A 17,383-nucleotide genomic window follows, 5' to 3' on the forward strand; every position below is an offset into this window, starting at 1 on the left:
CTATAAAATGAACTCATTGACCCCTCTCATTTTTCTGTTTTCACCTACTTGTTTTGCCAAAAACCCACACTGGAATATCCTTATATTGAGATTTTGGCAATATGACTCATCTATTAAAAGGCTGTATGCTTAACATCTAAACAAAGCTTCCACCGATTCACAATACAACCTCTTCTGCTCTTCCGCTGCACCCGCGTAATACTTCGCACACTATTCGTCTCTAAATAGACCAGCGCAGCTTTATTGTATTTATAAAAATAATAACTGCTCCATTGGTAGTGTTCGGGGCGTTTTCTGGTGGTGACAGACACCAGAACTCCTCAATCATTCTAGCAGACAACCATCAACAAACATAATATTGAAAATAAACTATCATTTTACTATACTAGTCTATGTTTACAAAATGTATAAAGGGGTGGAAAGATTTGAAAAAATTTAAAGGAATTTCATCCATTTTAGGGGCGGCTTTTTTAGCACTGTCTTTGGCAGCCTGCTCGGACTCTACTTCTAGTGAGCCGGCAGAAGTAGAGCCTGCAGAATCGACGCATCATATTACAGAGGAGGAAGTTCTGGAATTCCAACAAAGCTGGGGAGAAGGAATTGTTCATATCGGAGAAGTTTACAGTGAGGGCGGCGACTATGAAGCCGCTGCTACTGAACATATCGAACGTTTCTATGGTTACGACATCGGCAATGTTCTTTTCAAACCAACCTTAGCTAAAGAAGAGCGTTTCCGCGATACCTTTGAAGGCGCTTTGTCCTATTTCATAGGAGGAAATGAAGCGTATCCTGAAGATAATGGATTTGCTATTGTACCTTGGAGAGATGTTCAATGGGAAAATGAAGGGGTTATTATTGAGGGAAATAAAGCTGTAAGTATGGGTGTGTATTACTTTACACCAGCTGACGGAGGAGAACCGGTCGAAGTGGAATACAATTTCGCTTATACAAAAAATAATAATGGCGACCTAAAAATCGTCCTTCACGGCTCTCATTATCCATATAGTCCTACTCAGGAAATCACAGAGGAAGAAGTTCTGGAATTCCAGCAAAGCTGGGGAGAAGGAATTGTTCATATCGGAGAAGTTTACAGCGAGGGCGGCGACTATGAAGCTGCCGCTACTGAACATATCGATCAATTCTATGGTTACGACATCGGCAACGTTCTTTTTAAACCAACCTTAGCCAAAGAAGAGCGTTACCGCGATACCTTTGAAGGCGCCTTGTCTTATTTCATAGGAGGAAATGAAGCGTATCCTGAAGATAAGGGTTTTGCTATTACACCTTGGACAGATGTCCAATGGGAAAATGAAGGGGTTATCATTGAGGGAAATAAGGCTGTAAGTATGGGTGTGTATTATTTTACACCAGCTGATGGAGGAGAACCTGTCGAAGTAGAATACACTTTCTCATATACAAGAAATACCGATGGCGAACTGAAAATGATCCTTCACAGCTCTCATCTTCCGTATAGTGATTAAGTAGACAGATTATCCTGACACTAAATCACTTAAAAACCTTCCAATAAAATTGTCATGCGTGTATGCTTCTCAATTATACAGAAAGGATGTTATTTATATAGCCTAAGCGGCTCATTCTGTCTGCAATATCACTCAATTTATCGATTTAACTTGATAGATCAATGATTACTAAACAGCCATCCTCTAGCACAAGGTGCTAGAGGATGGCTCTCTTCAAATCAATCTCTCTTCTAAGCATGGACATCGCCTCTGGCATATATCTTTCTATTAAAGGAAATCCAATAAACTTTTGTCGTACCCTACCCTTCTCTATTAAAACAGCTTCAGTTAATTCGATTACTTTCCCCATGTCTAACTCAAGCACAATTACGCATGAACCAACTTCAATGACTTTCACTACAGCTTGGTCTTTGGATGGTGACAGCACGAGCGCCCAGTTGGTGTTAACACAGTTAGAAGACGTATTACCATTATTAATTAACTATTTAAGTTATTTGTAGGATCTCCATCAGGGTTACTTCTTTCGTAGCCACCACCATCCTCTTTACTTAAATTTACAGATGTATCTCCATCCCCGTCTCTCCAGTATCCTTCAACAACCGTTCCATCTGCACGTTCATAACCATTTACATAATGAGGATCAACATTGTGAGTACCAGGCTCTACGCTTTCAGCAGTCGTGCTTACACTCTCTTCAGCAGAAACAATCCCATCTCCATCAATTGCCTGAGTGTCTCCTGTGGCTTTGCCTAGGTCGTTAAATCCTTGGTCCATACGATTCGAATCTTGAGTAACAATACTAGCCCCTATATCCCAAGCTCCACTCGCAGCTTCACCTAGTTTATCACCTGCAAATTGAGAAGCATTTTTTACTCCATCACCAATTTCTCCTATGAATTTACTACCTGACACTTCACCAACAACTTTTATAGCGCCTCCTGCAACGCTGCCAGTTACAGTACCAACAAATGAACCTAATTCCTTCAAAAATCCCATTTTGATCACTCCTATTAAATTTTCAAATCACAAAAAGCCCACCAAAAAAAAGGTAGACTACTAGCACAAATCTATCTTATCTGGTAACAAAGCTAACTTAGCAATTGCAATAGGCCCGTAACTTCGCTTCCCTACCTTTCGTAAAAATCACCTTTTTCAGAATGATTATTCGACAAGTAGGTATCTTGAACCATAATTGAATTATAAACAATAGTTCTAAAGTATCAATACTTTCGACATAATAAGACAAGATTTGTTAGGGATTTTTAACTCTACACAGTATCTTCGGGTGGTGACAGCCCCACCAAAAAAAAACCTCATTTCCTCAAAACACCTCTTTCCCTCCGTCAAATCATGTCGTTTTCACCGTTCAAAACTGCTGTAACCCGCATTCCACCGTTTTCATTTTCACATTTTACCTATGTGCGTGTATCGTTTTTTTGGTTTATGCTAGCCCTATAAAAACGTAAGGGGGCAGCATCTATGCAGTCAGGTCATATTTATCAATTCACTCACTTAAGCAACTTCGATTCTACGGAGGAATTTAACGAGGCGATAACGGTTCATTTCAAAAGGCACCTCCAGCAATTTACGAAAGCAGAAACCATTGCTCTTAACCGCTTGATTCGCTATAGCGTGAAGTATCACGGAGTATGTAATGCGAGGGCATCCAAAATAGTACAAGCAACCCATACCAATCAGCCAGGTATTTCCCGTTCAACGTTTGAGAGAATGCTGGTGAAGGCTAAAACGTTGGGCATCATTAAGATCCATCACACGTTCCGCAAAGGCGGCGGCTACTCTCATTGCGTCTATGTCTTTCAGCCTCCAGAAGAACCGGAAACGAAACAATTGAAGGAGCGCCCACATACTGAAAAGCCTGATGCACCAATGCCTCAAGCTACGAAAATTTCTCCTAAAGCTTTTATAAAACATAAAGCTATAAAACAAAATCAAGATCATAGTCATACTAGTACGACCGCTCCTTCAATTGAGCAATCACTCAATTCAACCATTCCAAAACGCTTCGTGAATCTCACCGAACCATTTACCACCCTCGCCCCGCAATTTACCGAACGACTTTGGTACAGTGCCTTATCTGCTTATAAACAAACCGGCCACACTGAACCGGTTGAAGACTCTCTCCCTCTGATCATTCAAGCATTCAAAGTAACAATCGCTAAATATAAAGATAACCACATTGAAACGACGATCTTTCAATACTTTTACGGAACGTTTCTTGCGCTGCTTGCTGTCGAAGGAAGAAGAAAAAGCGCAGAAAAGCACGGAATTCCAGCATGGCTTGTGAATTAGAAAAATAAATTCTGAATATATTCCATTTATATCCAAACCTTTAACTATAGGTTATGTTCTTATAATTCTAGCCATTGAATAATTTGGGGTAAAGGAGCTAGAACCATGCAAAAATCCCCCGAATTAAACAGAAGACTAGGCAGAATGATTCGTCTTATCCGCCAAGAAAAAGGGATGACACTAGAGAAGCTTGCAGAAAAATCCCTTATCACTCCGAAACACCTCAGCTCAATAGAACGAGGAAAAACATCCCTTTCTGTTGTGAACTTACTCTTGATTGAAAAAGGGCTGGGAATGAAAAAGCCCGGTGGCATTTATACAGGTGACCTCATAGAGCTGTACGAACATTTATATGAGTATGTACATGACCTTGATCAAGCAGATAAATAAGACATCCCCTCTCCCTCTACTACCATTCACAGCACACACCCCACCACTAATCCCACTAAGGAGCGATCCCCTATGAGACGACCCTCAATTCTGAAAAGCTATGACATCAACCGAGACACTGTGGCCATTGTGCCAGCCTACTCACCCGACTATGACACGATCGTCTATGAAACCGACCATACCTATTATGTCAAGGAGCTAAGTCACAGCATGATTGAGCGGGCGTGTATAGAGGGAGGCGCTACGTGCGAGGGGAGGCGTGATGCAGTTAGTAAATTAATCAATGTCTCAAGCAAGATCCCGATCCCAATTGACCCGCTGAATCATATCTACGCCTTCCCCACTAACTCTCCATCCAAATTCGAATGCGTCTGGATCTTCTACCACCACATCCACACCTTCAAAAAACTCTCCAACCAAACACTGATCACCTTCATGAACCACCACCAGCTCACCGTTGATATCACTCATTCGACCTTTGAAAAACAAGTCCAGCGTACGTCGTTTTGTATTGTCAGGCTGACGCAAAGGCCGGTGGAGAGGAAGCGGCGGTTGGAGTATGTATGAGGAAAGATAAAAAGAGACTACGAAGGTAACGAATATTTTATACCTAAGTTGTTTGGTCCTTATAAACAGCTTAAAATCTAACATAGCTACGTACGCAAAAATACAGCCAGGTCAAGCACCTCTGCTCAACCTGACTGTTCATTTGTGAAACTCAAGCAAATATCAATACAGATTTCACTTTAATAAGACAAGATTTCGATGGCAATTTAAGCTACCCAATACTCTAATTAGTAAACTCATTCTATAATAGGGATCTTAAATGACTTTCCCATACACATGGGCATCAATATGTTCACTCTTTTTGAAGATAGCCTCTTTACGAGTTCCTTCTCTATTGTAGTTTTGATTTTCTAGTAATTTCATAATGGCTAGATTATTCTCAAGCACGTCTGCTTCTATGCGTCGTAAACCAATATGATCATAACAAATCTCTTCTAAAGCATGAAGGATATGTGTAGCGTACCCTTTTGCCCAAAAGTCAGGCTTCACAATAATGCCTATTTTACAAGAACGGTTTACATTGTGTATATCAAATATTTGCGCGAGACCAATTTCTTCCTTTTGGTCATTTACTACTTTAAAATGTTTTTGTTTTCCATTTTTAATCCATGACTCTAATTTACTTTTTAATGAAGGTTTATTTTGAGGATAATTGTACCCTAAAATGGCAGTATCGAAAACTTGTGAATCGTTATATAACTCGTAAACTAACCCTAAATCTTCTATTTCAAGCGGTAACAACTTAATGTTCATATCAGTCTCTCCATTTCTACATAGCTTTTTCTTGAGAATAGTTTTCTTGATTATTAAATGGGTGAAACCAGTACCTAGTAATTATTAATAATGTGAGAATACTCAACACTCCAAAGATTATTTTCAAATCAAAAAACTCTGCTAAAATACCTCCTAGTAATCCTGCTAATGGCAAAGTAGATTTGCTTAACATCAAAAACAATCCATTAACACGACCTAAGAGATTCTCAGGAGCAATTTGCATTCGTAATGTTTTATTCATAACATTAAAAATAATGATAGGAGCAGTGTGTACAACCATTGCTATGCTTAAGGTAATCCACTCCACACTTAAAGCAACCATGCCAATGCCAATACAGCTAATAAATAAACAAATGAGTAACATACGATTAATATGCTTAAATCGCCTTATAATAGATGGGATCAAGAGCGTTAATAGAATTTGAAATACTGCTGTTATGGTATATATCAAACCTAATTGCTCTGCACTTATGCCAAGGACATCTCTTGAATAAAATACCAACATAGCTACAATTACTGCATTGGAAATGTTCACTAACATCATAATAGTAATTAAAGGACCTAATGTATTGTGTTTAAAGACATATTTGGCACCTTGCAAAAGATGATTAAACGACTGACCCTTCGTTACCTTCAGTTTGTTGGATTTACTCACTTTGTAAAATAATACTATTACAGCTATTAAGAGAAAGGATACTGCATCAATAAGCAAAACTAGAGGTGCGCCTACGAGACTTATCAATATACCAGCTAAAGCACTTCCGAATAATAGTGACGTGGAATCAATAAATTGAAAAGAAGAATTAACATTAACTATCCTATCTTTAGAGAACATTGATGGAATAATACTGTTTAAAACCACACTAAAGATCGCACCCCCACAAGCAATGAGGAAACCAAAAATAAAAATTGGTATGATGCTGTCATACCTCGATAAATGAAACACTACTATAGCGAGTAGACATAAACCTTGAGATAGAGCTGCTGTGAAAAGTAAAAGCTTATGGGAAAATCGGTCTGCTAATAACCCTGCTATTGGTGAAATAAATAAGAATGGGATTGTTTCTAAAAAGAACATGACCCCCATATAAAAAGAAGAGCCTGTTAACTCATAAATAAGCCAGGGCATAGCTAAAAGATATAGCTTGTCACCTATTTTAGAAACTAAAGTCCCAATAAAAAAGAGAGCAAAGTTTCTAGATTTCAGGAAATTCATTCCTCTAGATCCTTATAATAATTTTTCATTAACTCACTAGCCCACTCCGGCTGCCTAACTTCCCCTATAGGTGCAAATTCACTCATATAAGGTTTTATATCTAATACAGGCGTACCATCAATGGCATCTAATGCTTGAACTGTTAGCTCTCTTCCGTTTATCTCTAAAAGCCGACACCTAGATACACCCAATGCATTTGGCCTAGCCTTCGCTCTCTGCCCAAATATTCCAACGCTTGGCCACTCTTTATTATTCCTTGGGTGCCTCGCACCTAGAACAACTTTTTCAGGCTTTACCTGGTTCATATGAAAAATAATCTCTAAATGCGAAAAAGACTCTAACCCTTTAAGAGAATCCTCAGGCAAGTCAGAATTCAACTCGATTTTACTAATCACTCCTCCCCAGTTATCATCTTCCATTTCTTTCCTTGGAGAGCTGACAACTCCCAGGTAACTCCCTTGATACATATCCATATTATCCACCCCAGATCTCGTCTCTGACTAAGATATTTCCCTTTTCTAATTTCTGAATACTTATATAGATGTCCTTTATATCACAGGCCTCACTCTCTGCAATCAGCTCTTGTATGGCTCTCAATAGTTTGTGAACCTTAGCCAATTTATGTGATTCCTTACAAAGAATATGAACAATAGGTGCTGGATTATCAGTTGATTCCCAGTCTTTTTTATAAAACACTTTAGTTTCCATCCATGTGATCCAACAGTGCTCAGAAGATATCTCTAATAACCGTGTTACCTCTACTGAAATGTCCTTTAATAAATTCTCATCTTTAGGGAGAGACAACGGACTCTTTATTGTTATAATTGGCATATATCATCGCTTCTTTGCTACAAGCATGACTGTTCGCACAGGAATAAAAAAATCAATTTCTTTATATTCTATTCCTAAGCTTTCAATCAATGTCGCAGGAGCTTCTTTTAATTTCCTTCTAATGGCTGCCTCTGCTTCTGGACCTGATGAAGCAATCTCACACCAACGTTTCACACCAACGCCACCAGTTTTCTCACTAAGGTTTTCTCTGGTCTCTTCAATTAAAAAACCTTCATCTTCAAGTAAATTCACCCAATCGTTTAAAGAATAACTTTTTACATGAGTCTCATCATGCAAAACTTCTATCTCGTGGTTAAATTGATCTATTAACTCGTCATCATAACCTTGAAGATCAATTATACAAACCTGGCCCTCTGGCTTCAGTACCCTATACATCTCTTGTATTGATTTCTTAATATCATCAAAATGATGCGCAGCCAGCCTTGTCATCACAACATCAAAAGCCTCTGAAGGGAATGGTAGTTCCTCCGCATAAGCATTCACAGTCTGCAGCTTTTTATTTTTAGATTCAGCTAACTTAGCAACATTCTTTAACATAGAGGTTGAAGGATCTACACTGATTAATTCTTTATAATCAAACGATAATCCTAAGTGCCCAGCACCACATGCGACATCACACATACGACTATCCGATTGATCCCCCAACAACTCTTTTAAAATTTCAATGCTTGGGCTAGACTTATGAACTTCACTATTCAGAAAATTATTAGCTATCTCATCAAATCTCTTTGCACTTTGATTCACGCAATTCCCTCCTTAATATCAGGTCACTTAAAGCCTTTACAGGATCATCATATTCCAGCTGGTTCACATCTAAAGAATGACCTAACCCTTTTAAAATGACGAGCGCTGGATCTTTTCCCCACTCAATATTATTCAAGCTATCGACACCATATGTTTCAGGTTTGATTAAAGATTCCATGGTTACTTCTTCTTCTAAAGAAATGTAGTCTTCACTCCCATAGATTAATGAAACAGATTCTATAAAGGCAGGGATGTGAATTTCCTCAAAAATAACAGACCCTATTAAAATAATAGATACCTTGTAAGACAAAGTATTTATAAGATCCATAATTAGATCTGCCCCTAATGACATACCCATTAAAGTAATAGACTGATTATCATCTACCTTCTCTTTAACAATAGATAGGACTCTCTGCAGCCGGTCCAGCCTTTTACCGTATTCTTCATCAAGTACTGGACTGGACAAGTCTTTTCTTTCAGGAAAATCAAATCTAAATACTCCAACCTTTTCTCTCTTCAAACTTTCCTCCAAATGGTTATATAACTCTAATTCTTGAAAAGCCCCCCCTTCATCATACCGGCTCATCTGACCAGACTGCACAATGAGTAGACAATGCTCATAGTCACCAGAAGGGAGGCTTTCATGTATTCTTAGATTCTTAATCATAGGCCACTATTTGTTACAAATTTCCGTTGTGAAGTTTCCAATCTTATTGTGAAAGTATATAGAAATAATTTCTTCATGTAAGGCTTCACCATCTAAAGTAGGGATAAGAGTATTCTCATCGACTTTAAGTAATAACCTATTTTCAATTAACGAAGAAATCACCTCTGCATAAGGTGTGTCGGTTAACAAATTGACACCGAATTGTTTCTGATACCTCTCCACTTTAATTGGCTGGTTAGCTTTATAGTTAAACCCAAGAGCTGTCGAGATCGCTTGATTCCCTTCTAATAACCTTCCAAATGATAAAGGATTTTCATTGCTTTCCATTGCTTCTACATACTTTCCTATATCGCTGATATTATGTGTTTGAAGTACTGTATCTTGGCCACCTGTCAACCATCCATATACACCAGGTCCATAGGCAATCATAGAATCATAACGTTCCCACTTGTTTTTTGAAATTTGTGGGATGTTACCTTCTGCATAGGTGTCAGGACGGCTCCACCAACCACATGGGCTTGGCTGATAACCATATTCTAGAAAGACCTTCAATATTTCTTCACGCATCGTATAAGTCATCTCTAAACTAGGAAATAAGTTCGCATTTTCCATCTTTTCTCTAACACGTTTATTATTCCATAAGGAGCTATTACCAATACCCATCTTCTGTCTATCAGCATTCCTTAACCTATATATGGTAATAGTCGGCACTCCTTTTTCACATAATATTCTTACATCTTCAGCGATACTCATGGGTGTTTGATATGGTAAGCCGAAGATCACGTCCACATTAAAAGGCTTTTCTGTAACTAATAGTTTATCGATTGCGCTAAGTGACATGGCTCGATCGTGTTTGCGTCCCACTGCATTTATAACCTGATCATCAAGAGACTGCACACCTATACTAAAGCGATTGAAGCCCATTTCAATTGCTTCGGCTAACTCATTTCCTTGATAGTTGTCGGGATTACCTTCTAAAGAAACTTCACATCCATCCGCTATATAATAATTTTCTTTGATATGAGTCATTAGTTTCCTCAGATGATGAGGCTTCAAAAGAGAGGCTGTTCCACCGCCAATATAAATAGATTCAATTCTCGCTTTACTTACCCAGTTATTCCTATGTAAATTCTCGGTAGATTCTTTAATCAGAAGGTTCACCCAATTTTCTAAAACTTCTTCTTCATTACCATCTTCCGGGAGGTATTTCTTAACGTAATTACAAAAGTGGCATATATAAGAGCACAGAGGTACGTGAAAATACAAAGTGGAAGGTTTACCCGCACCATCGAAGTCTTGATACATTTTCTCAGCGTCACCACTGCTTAGTTTCGTTCCAAAATTTGCTGTTACATTTATATTATAATCAGTATGAGAGATTTGTAATTCTGGATGTCTTTTGAGTAATTCTCCAAGGTTTAATTCAGTATAGCTAGTAGACATGGTCATCCCCCTTATTTGTGCATTTCAAGTTTAAGAGTATATCCTTCTTGCTTACGTTGCTCCCAATAGCGGTTTGCTTCAATCATAAAAATTTGCAAATACTCTGTTGCTCCGCAACCTAACTTATCTTTGGATACATTCTTAGCAAGTGGCGGACATCGAAATTGACACCAAATATCTTCCTGATAAACAGCACAAGACTGACAGCTCTTAAAATCCTCAAAAGTAATGTTTCTAAATTCATCAAAACCGCCTGACCAAATATCAGCAAATGAATGTTCTCTTAGGTTCCCAGCCATAAAATCTTCATTACTCATACAATTACTACAGGGATATACATCACCGGCGCTATTTATATACGCAATAGAACGACCACATTTTTCTTGGTTAGTTGCTCGTTCTAGCTTCTGACAAAATTTAATCGTCTCTAAACTAAACATTCTACTAGCTTCTTTAGACTCATCTTTTGGAGGAGCTTCGTATTCAGGCTTACTAAACTTGTCCATACATCGTTTATAAATGTCAATTGATTTTGAGATGTGTTCTGGCTGCAATAAAATATCTGGATGTAGTAGAGCACGCCCAATAGGGTGTGTTTCTAGCCATTGCGGACGCGGATATCCGTTATTTACACACCATTCAAATATTTCTTCTGCATCGTCTAGATTGTATCGATGAACTGAAATAGCTGTACGGAAAGCATGTCCATACTTCTTCATTAATTCAAATTTCTCTCTTAGCTTAGGGAAATCCATTCCCCCTCGAATTGTTCTTTCTGGGTCAGCCGTATCAAAGCTAATAAAAAAAGAAGTATTCGGTGTGAGGGCTTTTAACTTTTCTTCTGTTATTAACATTCCATTTGTGAATATTTGAGTGTAAAACGGTTTTGTTCTCGCATAATTTATTATCTCTACCGCATCTTTGTGAGCAAAAATTTCTCCCCCACTTAAAAAAAGCTGTAAGACTCCTACTTCAGCTAGTTGGTCAATGGTGTCTTTAATCAAATCAGTAGACATTTCATTTGGCCTCTTTAGAGCTGAGTTAGCATAACAATGTTTGCACCTTAAATTACATAAATTTGTCGTTTCAATAAAAGCTATAGCCGGAGCACTCAAATGAAATTTATCCAGATCCACTAGCGGTTCATCAATCATATATTCCTGATAATTAATAGAAGAGGCCCTCCGAGTCCCATTATTAACTTCATCTAACAATGGTTGTATTGTTTCTTCAAAAAAATGGACTTTTCCGGTTGGAATTAACCCCACCAGTCCTCCATCATTTATTTGATATGGTATTTTTACCATTCATCACACCACCTAACTTGCTTAAGAGGCGCCTAGGCGCCTCTTAAGAAAAGTATTAATTAATCAATTTCATCAAGTTTTACGCTTCCGGTACCTGCCCCAACAACAGCTAATGTGATTCCATCTTTCGGCTGCTCCTTTTCAAGGCGGATACGTTTTAATGTACCTGAATTTTTCTTCATACACTTCACCCCCATAATAAATTGTTTGAACAACAGCACCTTCTGGCTTGTTCACTTTACAAATTAGATAAAAATCTCAATTTGCCTATCAGTATAAAAAATAAAATAAATATTCAAAAATTTCATAAAAAAAGAAACCCATCCTGCATGTTGAATACACAGAATGGGTTATGTTGTTATTTCATTTTACTCCCAAAAAGATAAATAGTTTTATATAATCATAGTATCAAGTTTTAAGGTTGATTGGTTTCAGAAAGTGGCAAGGTCTCTTTAAAGGCACCCACATCATCAGAAGCATTTACAATCATCGTAGAAGCTGTAAATAGGAAACATATACCGATCAAAAAGCAAATTGTTATTTTTTTCATTTTATTCACTCCTTATTTTATAGTTATAAATAATCATACATCACTCTTTCCATTTGAAAACAATAAAATTTCGACATAAAAATTTTAAGGAGGTTCTCATTTATGGAACATTTTGGTGAGATTATCAGGAGAGAAAGGAAACGCCAAAAGAAGACTCAAACCATGGTTGCTGGTGATATAATTTCAGTCAGCACATTAAGTAATATCGAGACTGGTAAGATAACTGAAATTCACCCAACAGTTTTTAATCATCTTGTAAGCGCTCTAAATTTAAGCAATGAAGTATTTACTGATAAAAAGGTAATCGATAAAATCAAAAGCTTATTAACTCAAGCTTCTACTTTCGAAGCTCTTCAACATGAGAAATCCGAGAAGATCTATCTCACTATATTAGAACTAGCTTCAGAATCACATTTGTATTCTTTTAAAGCTGAAGCTCATAGAAAATTAGGCAATCACTATTTTAATTTGCGAAGGTTTGAGGAGGCAGAAAAGCAATTAAAAGAGGCGATGTCTACCTTCTCTAGTTTATCTAGTGAAAGTAAAGGGGAGTTTAAGTGCAAGATTAAACTCGCAGCAATCAAATTCGCTAAAGAAAAGTATAAAATGGCATTAACCGAATTTGAAGAATTATACGATCAGGCATCAGGTAACCAAACACTTAAAATCTATAAAGGCATTCTTCAATATAATATTGCTTCAACGTATTACCGATTAAATAACTTTAATAAGGCTAGTTATTTTTGTGAAGAATCCATTGAGAATTTATTACCGGATGACAAAGAGTATCTGATAAGTACTTTAATCCTCTCATCGATATTGTTGACTAGGAATGGGTACTACTTACTAGCCCGTGCTAAATTAACAAAAGCCCAAGAATATGCTAACAACTTTAATAAACCTATTCTTCTAACAAAAATCCTTCATAATATTGGAGAAATAGATAATCAGAGTGGGAATTTAGGTAGTGCAAAAGACTATTTTAGCTCAAGCTTGGAATTAAATATGAACCTGAATAATGACCTTGGAGTGGCAAGGAATAAGATGGGCTTAGCTCATATCTATTTAAAAAATAAAGAGTTTTCACTCTCTAAAGAATTAGCTGAAGAAAGCTTGATGCTTTTTAGAAAGACACACTCTAAATTTGATGAACTAGAATGTCTTATCCTTCTAAGTGGTGTATACAAACAGCTAGCTCATACTTCTTTGGAATTAGATTCCTTATTAAAAGCTTATAGCATAGCCCAGCTTCTAAATAGAAAAGAAACATTGTTTCATATTTCACTCAAACTAGCATGGTTTCATAAAAGTCAAAATAACCTAGAAAAATGTAACGACTATCTACATAAAGCTCTTACTTTAAAAACAGAAGACTTCCTATTATAAAATAGCCTTGCACGAATTAACCTTGTGTAAGGTCCCCAAATCCCGAAACACCACAAACAAAAAAAGCCCGCTAAAGCACAGCGGGCACATCTCCTAATTATAATTCTGCCTTTACCAAATCCCATAATCGATCATCTTTTATTATACTCGTTACATTATTAAAATCACCTGTAAATACGATAGAATCATTGAATGTTATACTATTTACCGCTTGTTTATATACATCTAAAGTTAATGTCAGCTTAAAATTTTGTTCATCTTTGTAAGTATAAATTAATTATCCATCATCTATATTGCCAGACTCACTGGGTAACTTTGAAAAAGTTCTAATAAATCATATTCATCATATTTTATAAACATTTATTTCCATATTTTTTTTATTTCGAGGGTACAGAAACTGCCACTAACACCGGCCGCACTATCTATCGAGTAGAGACCGGCACCCAAACTAATTTGCTAGGTACTTTTGATTGATGGTATTAACAAGATTGGTCATATTATTTATCAATTCATTATTGTCTCTAACTGTTCCGTCTTCTTGTTTAATTAGTTGAATTATGGAGTTTAATTCATCACTTATATCAGTATTTTTAATCTGTTCAAGGTCCATCTCCCTCAGATTATATTGTAAATCAAATAATGTTTCTGGCAGGTTCTCGGTATTATTATCAAGATCGTAATGGTTGGTGAATTGTCTGATTGATGAAGCGGTATGATTAATATTAAATTCCACATAATTCAGTATGTCTTCATTTATATTATTAGAGTTTAGTATATACAAGTGACCATGTAACTCAGCAATATCATAAATTAAGGAAGTTTCCAAATTCTCGGTAAGTACTTGCACTTGAGATTTTAAATTGTTTGATTGAATCAATAAAACAATAATTAAAACCACTAACAATAAAAATGAACTTGCTATGACAGATATTTTATTTTTCATTTAGTTCTTCCTCTTTTTGTATGTCCGATATCATGGGTTTTCTGCGGTTGATGACAGGCACTCAAATCTAAGTCCAATCTACTTCTCCTTATTGCTAAAACCTCGAATGACATGTAGCCAATCAAGGTTTTTATTTATTAACTCAAAAAAGTAGGCAACTGTTTTAACCATTCTTCAAAGTTATTAGCTTCTTTATCTATATTAGTATCTTCATGGGAATAATAGTAAACCCCTGTGTTTGGACACTCACTGGAAAGAAGGCAGAAGTAGTCACCATTACCTATACTATAAAACGGGATTAATTCTTCTTTCCACCCCCCCTGTTTCATTTCATAGTCATAGGTAAATTCAATAGTGTCATTTCCATTTGTATTACCATCGGAAACATTTAAGATATCTCCTGGAAACGAATATTTTGACATTAATTCAATAAAAAATTTAAATTCTGATGGAAATTGACATCCAAACTTTTTTTCGATATTTTCCCAATCACTTGCCAAAGGAATATCTAAATTCCCTAATTCTTTATCTAATATACCATCTAATAAATTTGCAATTTCATCTCTTGTCACTTACTATTCCTCCTTTTAAATTCCTTCTCCTGGTAGTATATATTCTTTTCCTCTTTCTTTATAGTGTTCTCTAATTTCCTTAGCTCTTTGAGAAGGAGTTAACTGGGAAGGTTTATCATGACGTGTATGATTTCCTCCACCTCTATGAGTTCTTTGTTCTAATTCATCTAATATCCCACCATTTTTAACAGGGACTTGTTGTCTATGGTGTGCTTCTATATTTTTATCACCATGCAACATTTTAGTTGTTGGTCCTTTTCCTTGACGCATTCTTATGACTTCTTCAATTGTTTTTGGTTCATATCTTACAGGTGGTATAGTCATAGGTGGGTCTGGATTTGGATAATTTGATGGACTTAGCTTAACATTATCTATACCCTTTCGATCAACACCCTTAACTCCTTTAACTGCTTTAGAGCCTAGCTTAGAAAGACCTCCTGTGAGAATACCAGCTGCTGCAAAATATTTTTCCCAATCCTCTAACTCTCTTTTTGTTATAGGGTCTACTCCACTTTTAGCCTCTACGCCCGCTTTAATATTTCCAGCGATTGGAGTGAAGTCCAAAACGGTAGAACCAATTTCTCTGGAATGATCTTTTGCCGCTTTACCTACTGTTTTCGCACCACTTACTATCTGATCTCCAGCCTCCTGAAACCAGTTACGTTCCGGCTCTCCAGCTACTGCCTTATTTACATGATCAGGCCTCGGGCAGCTTGGGTTTGTCCATTTATCAAAGGTTACTGCCTGTGTCATCGTTGTATTAATTGCATAAGCTGGGGAATACATCTGTTTAAATAATTGTGTGTTTTGTGTTTGCTTTCCTGCTAGCTTTGAATTCAACATAAGATAGAAAGAATTGTACGTCAATTGATTTGTCAGATGCGTGGATACATTGCTTCCTTTTCCTTGGAACATTGCTTGAAGCTCCTGTACATATCGCTCCAACAGGTTGACATCTGCTTCTACCGATTCTAGTGAGGAAACTTGCTCATAATCAAATTGATGCAAGTGTTCGATCGTTTGGTCTTTTTCTCGCTTCGCTTTTTGGACATAGTGCTTTACTTCATCATCCCGAAGAGGAGGAAGCGCGACAATGTCAGACACTTTGTTCATGACAGCATTTGTTTGACTAGTGAGATTAGCAGTCACTAGCTCTACTTGGCGCAAGCTCTGTTCCAAATCACCCTCAAGAAAGCTTTCTAGAATTCGGCCATTGGCTGCCGGTTCTAAAGCCTGTAAGGAGGCTTTCATTTGAGATAGAACCTTATTGTATTGTGTTAGTGACAGCTTGAGGAATGCAAGCAATGGAATATGCCCTTCTTGAAAGAAACCACGAATAGCCGTTCCTCCCTCTCCCTTTAATGAATCACTCAAGCCAACAATGGCTGTAACACTTTTTTCTATTTTAGATAGTTGTTCTATATGTACTTCTATTTTAGCTTGGATCTCTTCTATACCACTATGTAAATCCGTCACATCCAATGCTTTCATCCTATCACCTCTGCTTCGAACAAAGAAATCTTAGGAAATTATAGATTATCTTTTCTTTTACCACTAGAATAATATAGATACTAATTGGATGAAATAGGAATAAATATGGATAATTATTACTCGCGGGAGGTTATTGCTATTTAAATCATTGTACGTCAAATCGAAATTATATAGTTGCTGTATACTATGAATAGCTTAAGGAAGGAGAAGGTGATGGGAGAATTTATCCGGCTCTTTATTATTGCTGCAGGGATTATTTTGCTTTTTTATTATTTTGATAGAGATAAAATGTCGAAAAAAGAAATCATCCCTTCAATTTTAGTGTTATTTGTATTAATCGTTCTTGTGAATTACATAAAAGATTTATTGTAACAACTCCAGCATGCTAAAGTATGCTTTGTTTTGACCAATATCTTCATAAATGTATAAGGTGGTGGTTCTATGAGGGATTTCTTTAAACTTTTTTTCGCGCTAATGATTGGAGCGGCATATGTTAGTGGTTTATTTTACTTATCCAATATTTTTATAAGTTTTATGAGGTTATCGGCAGCTTCTGAGTCTCCAGGAGATATTACTATAGAAGGCCTAATCGTCTATTTACTAGTTATTTCAAGTGTAGCCGGAATAACTTTGTTCTCTATCTTTCAGAAACTAATTTTAAACAACTTAAAAAACAGCAAATTGTTATTA

At 36.8% G+C, this 17,383-nt stretch carries 21 protein-coding genes and 1 pseudogene; 6 read left to right on the forward strand and 16 right to left on the reverse strand.

What is annotated here, in order from left to right; translation table 11 throughout:
* The first annotated feature begins 425 nt into the window (after nucleotides 1-425).
* Entirely contained in the window at nucleotides 426-1,481 is a 1,056-nt protein-coding gene (locus PQ478_RS19555; protein WP_289235282.1) for a metal-independent carbonic anhydrase family protein, read from the forward strand.
* A 196-nt stretch (nucleotides 1,482-1,677) separates the two neighbouring features.
* Here PQ478_RS19555 and PQ478_RS19560 read toward each other — a convergent pair whose 3' ends face one another.
* A complete protein-coding gene (locus PQ478_RS19560; RefSeq protein WP_289235283.1) occupies nucleotides 1,678-1,908 on the reverse strand; it encodes a hypothetical protein in 231 nt (76 codons plus the stop codon).
* A gap of 50 nt (nucleotides 1,909-1,958) precedes the next feature.
* On the reverse strand, nucleotides 1,959-2,477 hold the full coding sequence (locus PQ478_RS19565; protein WP_289235284.1) for a hypothetical protein: 519 nt from the start codon (nucleotides 2,475-2,477) through the stop codon (nucleotides 1,959-1,961).
* A 483-nt stretch (nucleotides 2,478-2,960) separates the two neighbouring features.
* Here PQ478_RS19565 and PQ478_RS19570 point away from each other — a divergent pair, with 483 nt between their 5' ends.
* From PQ478_RS19570 to PQ478_RS19580, 3 genes are all read left to right on the forward strand, one after another.
* Complete coding sequence (locus PQ478_RS19570) at nucleotides 2,961-3,791, forward strand: hypothetical protein (protein WP_289235285.1); 831 nt, start codon at nucleotides 2,961-2,963, stop codon at nucleotides 3,789-3,791.
* Between the two features lie 105 nt (nucleotides 3,792-3,896).
* Nucleotides 3,897-4,181, forward strand: coding sequence for a helix-turn-helix domain-containing protein (locus tag PQ478_RS19575; protein ID WP_289235286.1), 285 nt, complete (start codon nucleotides 3,897-3,899; stop codon nucleotides 4,179-4,181).
* A 72-nt stretch (nucleotides 4,182-4,253) separates the two neighbouring features.
* Complete coding sequence (locus PQ478_RS19580) at nucleotides 4,254-4,748, forward strand: competence protein ComK (protein ID WP_289235287.1); 495 nt, start codon at nucleotides 4,254-4,256, stop codon at nucleotides 4,746-4,748.
* A gap of 255 nt (nucleotides 4,749-5,003) precedes the next feature.
* Here PQ478_RS19580 and PQ478_RS19585 read toward each other — a convergent pair whose 3' ends face one another.
* The 10 genes from PQ478_RS19585 to PQ478_RS19630 all read right to left on the reverse strand — a co-directional run bounded on the left by PQ478_RS19585 (nucleotide 5,004) and on the right by PQ478_RS19630 (nucleotide 12,301).
* The gene (locus PQ478_RS19585; RefSeq protein WP_289235288.1) at nucleotides 5,004-5,501 is read right to left on the reverse strand and encodes a GNAT family N-acetyltransferase; all 498 of its coding nucleotides are present in this window, start codon (nucleotides 5,499-5,501) and stop codon (nucleotides 5,004-5,006) included.
* A 16-nt stretch (nucleotides 5,502-5,517) separates the two neighbouring features.
* On the reverse strand, nucleotides 5,518-6,738 hold the full coding sequence (locus PQ478_RS19590) for an MFS transporter (protein WP_289235289.1): 1,221 nt from the start codon (nucleotides 6,736-6,738) through the stop codon (nucleotides 5,518-5,520).
* Nucleotides 6,735-7,211: a tRNA (N6-threonylcarbamoyladenosine(37)-N6)-methyltransferase TrmO gene (gene tsaA / locus PQ478_RS19595; protein WP_435521058.1), complete on the reverse strand. Its 477-nt coding sequence runs from the start codon at nucleotides 7,209-7,211 to the stop codon at nucleotides 6,735-6,737. The genes PQ478_RS19590 and tsaA overlap by 4 nt, the downstream gene beginning before the upstream one ends.
* Before the next feature lies 1 nt (nucleotide 7,212).
* Entirely contained in the window at nucleotides 7,213-7,569 is a 357-nt protein-coding gene (locus tag PQ478_RS19600) for a hypothetical protein (protein ID WP_289235290.1), read from the reverse strand.
* 3 nt (nucleotides 7,570-7,572) lie between these two features.
* Nucleotides 7,573-8,334: a class I SAM-dependent methyltransferase gene (locus PQ478_RS19605; protein WP_289235291.1), complete on the reverse strand. Its 762-nt coding sequence runs from the start codon at nucleotides 8,332-8,334 to the stop codon at nucleotides 7,573-7,575.
* Nucleotides 8,309-8,854, reverse strand: coding sequence for a hypothetical protein (locus PQ478_RS19610; protein ID WP_289235292.1), 546 nt, complete (start codon nucleotides 8,852-8,854; stop codon nucleotides 8,309-8,311). The genes PQ478_RS19605 and PQ478_RS19610 overlap by 26 nt, the downstream gene beginning before the upstream one ends.
* A 153-nt stretch (nucleotides 8,855-9,007) precedes the next feature.
* Nucleotides 9,008-10,444 carry a radical SAM protein gene (locus PQ478_RS19615; RefSeq protein ID WP_289235293.1) on the reverse strand — a complete coding sequence of 479 codons (1,437 nt, stop codon included), beginning with the start codon at nucleotides 10,442-10,444 and terminating at the stop codon, nucleotides 9,008-9,010.
* Between the two features lie 11 nt (nucleotides 10,445-10,455).
* Complete coding sequence (locus PQ478_RS19620; RefSeq protein ID WP_289235294.1) at nucleotides 10,456-11,751, reverse strand: radical SAM/SPASM domain-containing protein; 1,296 nt, start codon at nucleotides 11,749-11,751, stop codon at nucleotides 10,456-10,458.
* Nucleotides 11,752-11,810: 59 nt separating this feature from the next.
* On the reverse strand, nucleotides 11,811-11,933 hold the full coding sequence (locus PQ478_RS19625; protein WP_269799279.1) for a hypothetical protein: 123 nt from the start codon (nucleotides 11,931-11,933) through the stop codon (nucleotides 11,811-11,813).
* A 233-nt stretch (nucleotides 11,934-12,166) separates the two neighbouring features.
* Entirely contained in the window at nucleotides 12,167-12,301 is a 135-nt protein-coding gene (locus PQ478_RS19630; RefSeq protein WP_289235295.1) for a hypothetical protein, read from the reverse strand.
* 102 nt (nucleotides 12,302-12,403) lie between these two features.
* Here PQ478_RS19630 and PQ478_RS19635 point away from each other — a divergent pair, with 102 nt between their 5' ends.
* On the forward strand, nucleotides 12,404-13,687 hold the full coding sequence (locus PQ478_RS19635) for a helix-turn-helix domain-containing protein (protein ID WP_289235296.1): 1,284 nt from the start codon (nucleotides 12,404-12,406) through the stop codon (nucleotides 13,685-13,687).
* 97 nt (nucleotides 13,688-13,784) lie between these two features.
* Here the strand turns inward: PQ478_RS19635 and PQ478_RS21950 are convergent.
* The 4 genes and pseudogenes from PQ478_RS21950 to PQ478_RS19650 all read right to left on the reverse strand — a co-directional run bounded on the left by PQ478_RS21950 (nucleotide 13,785) and on the right by PQ478_RS19650 (nucleotide 16,693).
* Nucleotides 13,785-14,047, reverse strand: a pseudogene (locus PQ478_RS21950) (hypothetical protein).
* Nucleotides 14,048-14,135: 88 nt separating this feature from the next.
* Nucleotides 14,136-14,630: a hypothetical protein gene (locus tag PQ478_RS19640; protein ID WP_289235297.1), complete on the reverse strand. Its 495-nt coding sequence runs from the start codon at nucleotides 14,628-14,630 to the stop codon at nucleotides 14,136-14,138.
* 137 nt (nucleotides 14,631-14,767) lie between these two features.
* Entirely contained in the window at nucleotides 14,768-15,202 is a 435-nt protein-coding gene (locus PQ478_RS19645; RefSeq protein ID WP_289235298.1) for an SMI1/KNR4 family protein, read from the reverse strand.
* 15 nt (nucleotides 15,203-15,217) lie between these two features.
* Nucleotides 15,218-16,693: a T7SS effector LXG polymorphic toxin gene (locus PQ478_RS19650; RefSeq protein WP_289235299.1), complete on the reverse strand. Its 1,476-nt coding sequence runs from the start codon at nucleotides 16,691-16,693 to the stop codon at nucleotides 15,218-15,220.
* A gap of 213 nt (nucleotides 16,694-16,906) precedes the next feature.
* On the opposite strand from PQ478_RS19650, the gene PQ478_RS19655 reads away from it, so the two are divergent.
* The gene (locus tag PQ478_RS19655) at nucleotides 16,907-17,065 is read left to right on the forward strand and encodes a hypothetical protein (RefSeq protein ID WP_289235300.1); all 159 of its coding nucleotides are present in this window, start codon (nucleotides 16,907-16,909) and stop codon (nucleotides 17,063-17,065) included.
* Nucleotides 17,066-17,383: the final 318 nt, after the last annotated feature.

The sequence above is a fragment of the Alkalihalophilus pseudofirmus genome, assembly GCF_029094545.1.
Lineage (GTDB): Bacteria > Bacillota > Bacilli > Bacillales > Bacillaceae_D > Alkalihalophilus > Alkalihalophilus pseudofirmus.

What these genes read in the sequence shown, in the direction of transcription:
- PQ478_RS19565 (WP_289235284.1), bottom strand. Translation starts at nt 2,477, where the DNA reads ATGGGATTTTTGAAGGAATTAGGTTCATTTGTTGGTACTGTAACTGGC.
- PQ478_RS19570 (WP_289235285.1), top strand. Translation starts at nt 2,961, where the DNA reads ATGCAGTCAGGTCATATTTATCAATTCACTCACTTAAGCAACTTCGAT.
- PQ478_RS19575 (WP_289235286.1), top strand. Translation starts at nt 3,897, where the DNA reads ATGCAAAAATCCCCCGAATTAAACAGAAGACTAGGCAGAATGATTCGT.
- PQ478_RS19580 (WP_289235287.1), top strand. Translation starts at nt 4,254, where the DNA reads ATGAGACGACCCTCAATTCTGAAAAGCTATGACATCAACCGAGACACT.
- PQ478_RS19585 (WP_289235288.1), bottom strand. Translation starts at nt 5,501, where the DNA reads ATGAACATTAAGTTGTTACCGCTTGAAATAGAAGATTTAGGGTTAGTT.
- PQ478_RS19590 (WP_289235289.1), bottom strand. Translation starts at nt 6,738, where the DNA reads ATGAATTTCCTGAAATCTAGAAACTTTGCTCTCTTTTTTATTGGGACT.
- tsaA (WP_435521058.1), bottom strand. Translation starts at nt 7,211, where the DNA reads ATGGATATGTATCAAGGGAGTTACCTGGGAGTTGTCAGCTCTCCAAGG.
- PQ478_RS19600 (WP_289235290.1), bottom strand. Translation starts at nt 7,569, where the DNA reads ATGCCAATTATAACAATAAAGAGTCCGTTGTCTCTCCCTAAAGATGAG.
- PQ478_RS19615 (WP_289235293.1), bottom strand. Translation starts at nt 10,444, where the DNA reads ATGTCTACTAGCTATACTGAATTAAACCTTGGAGAATTACTCAAAAGA.
- PQ478_RS19620 (WP_289235294.1), bottom strand. Translation starts at nt 11,751, where the DNA reads ATGGTAAAAATACCATATCAAATAAATGATGGAGGACTGGTGGGGTTA.
- PQ478_RS19625 (WP_269799279.1), bottom strand. Translation starts at nt 11,933, where the DNA reads ATGAAGAAAAATTCAGGTACATTAAAACGTATCCGCCTTGAAAAGGAG.
- PQ478_RS19630 (WP_289235295.1), bottom strand. Translation starts at nt 12,301, where the DNA reads ATGAAAAAAATAACAATTTGCTTTTTGATCGGTATATGTTTCCTATTT.
- PQ478_RS19635 (WP_289235296.1), top strand. Translation starts at nt 12,404, where the DNA reads ATGGAACATTTTGGTGAGATTATCAGGAGAGAAAGGAAACGCCAAAAG.
- PQ478_RS19640 (WP_289235297.1), bottom strand. Translation starts at nt 14,630, where the DNA reads ATGAAAAATAAAATATCTGTCATAGCAAGTTCATTTTTATTGTTAGTG.
- PQ478_RS19650 (WP_289235299.1), bottom strand. Translation starts at nt 16,693, where the DNA reads ATGAAAGCATTGGATGTGACGGATTTACATAGTGGTATAGAAGAGATC.
- PQ478_RS19655 (WP_289235300.1), top strand. Translation starts at nt 16,907, where the DNA reads ATGGGAGAATTTATCCGGCTCTTTATTATTGCTGCAGGGATTATTTTG.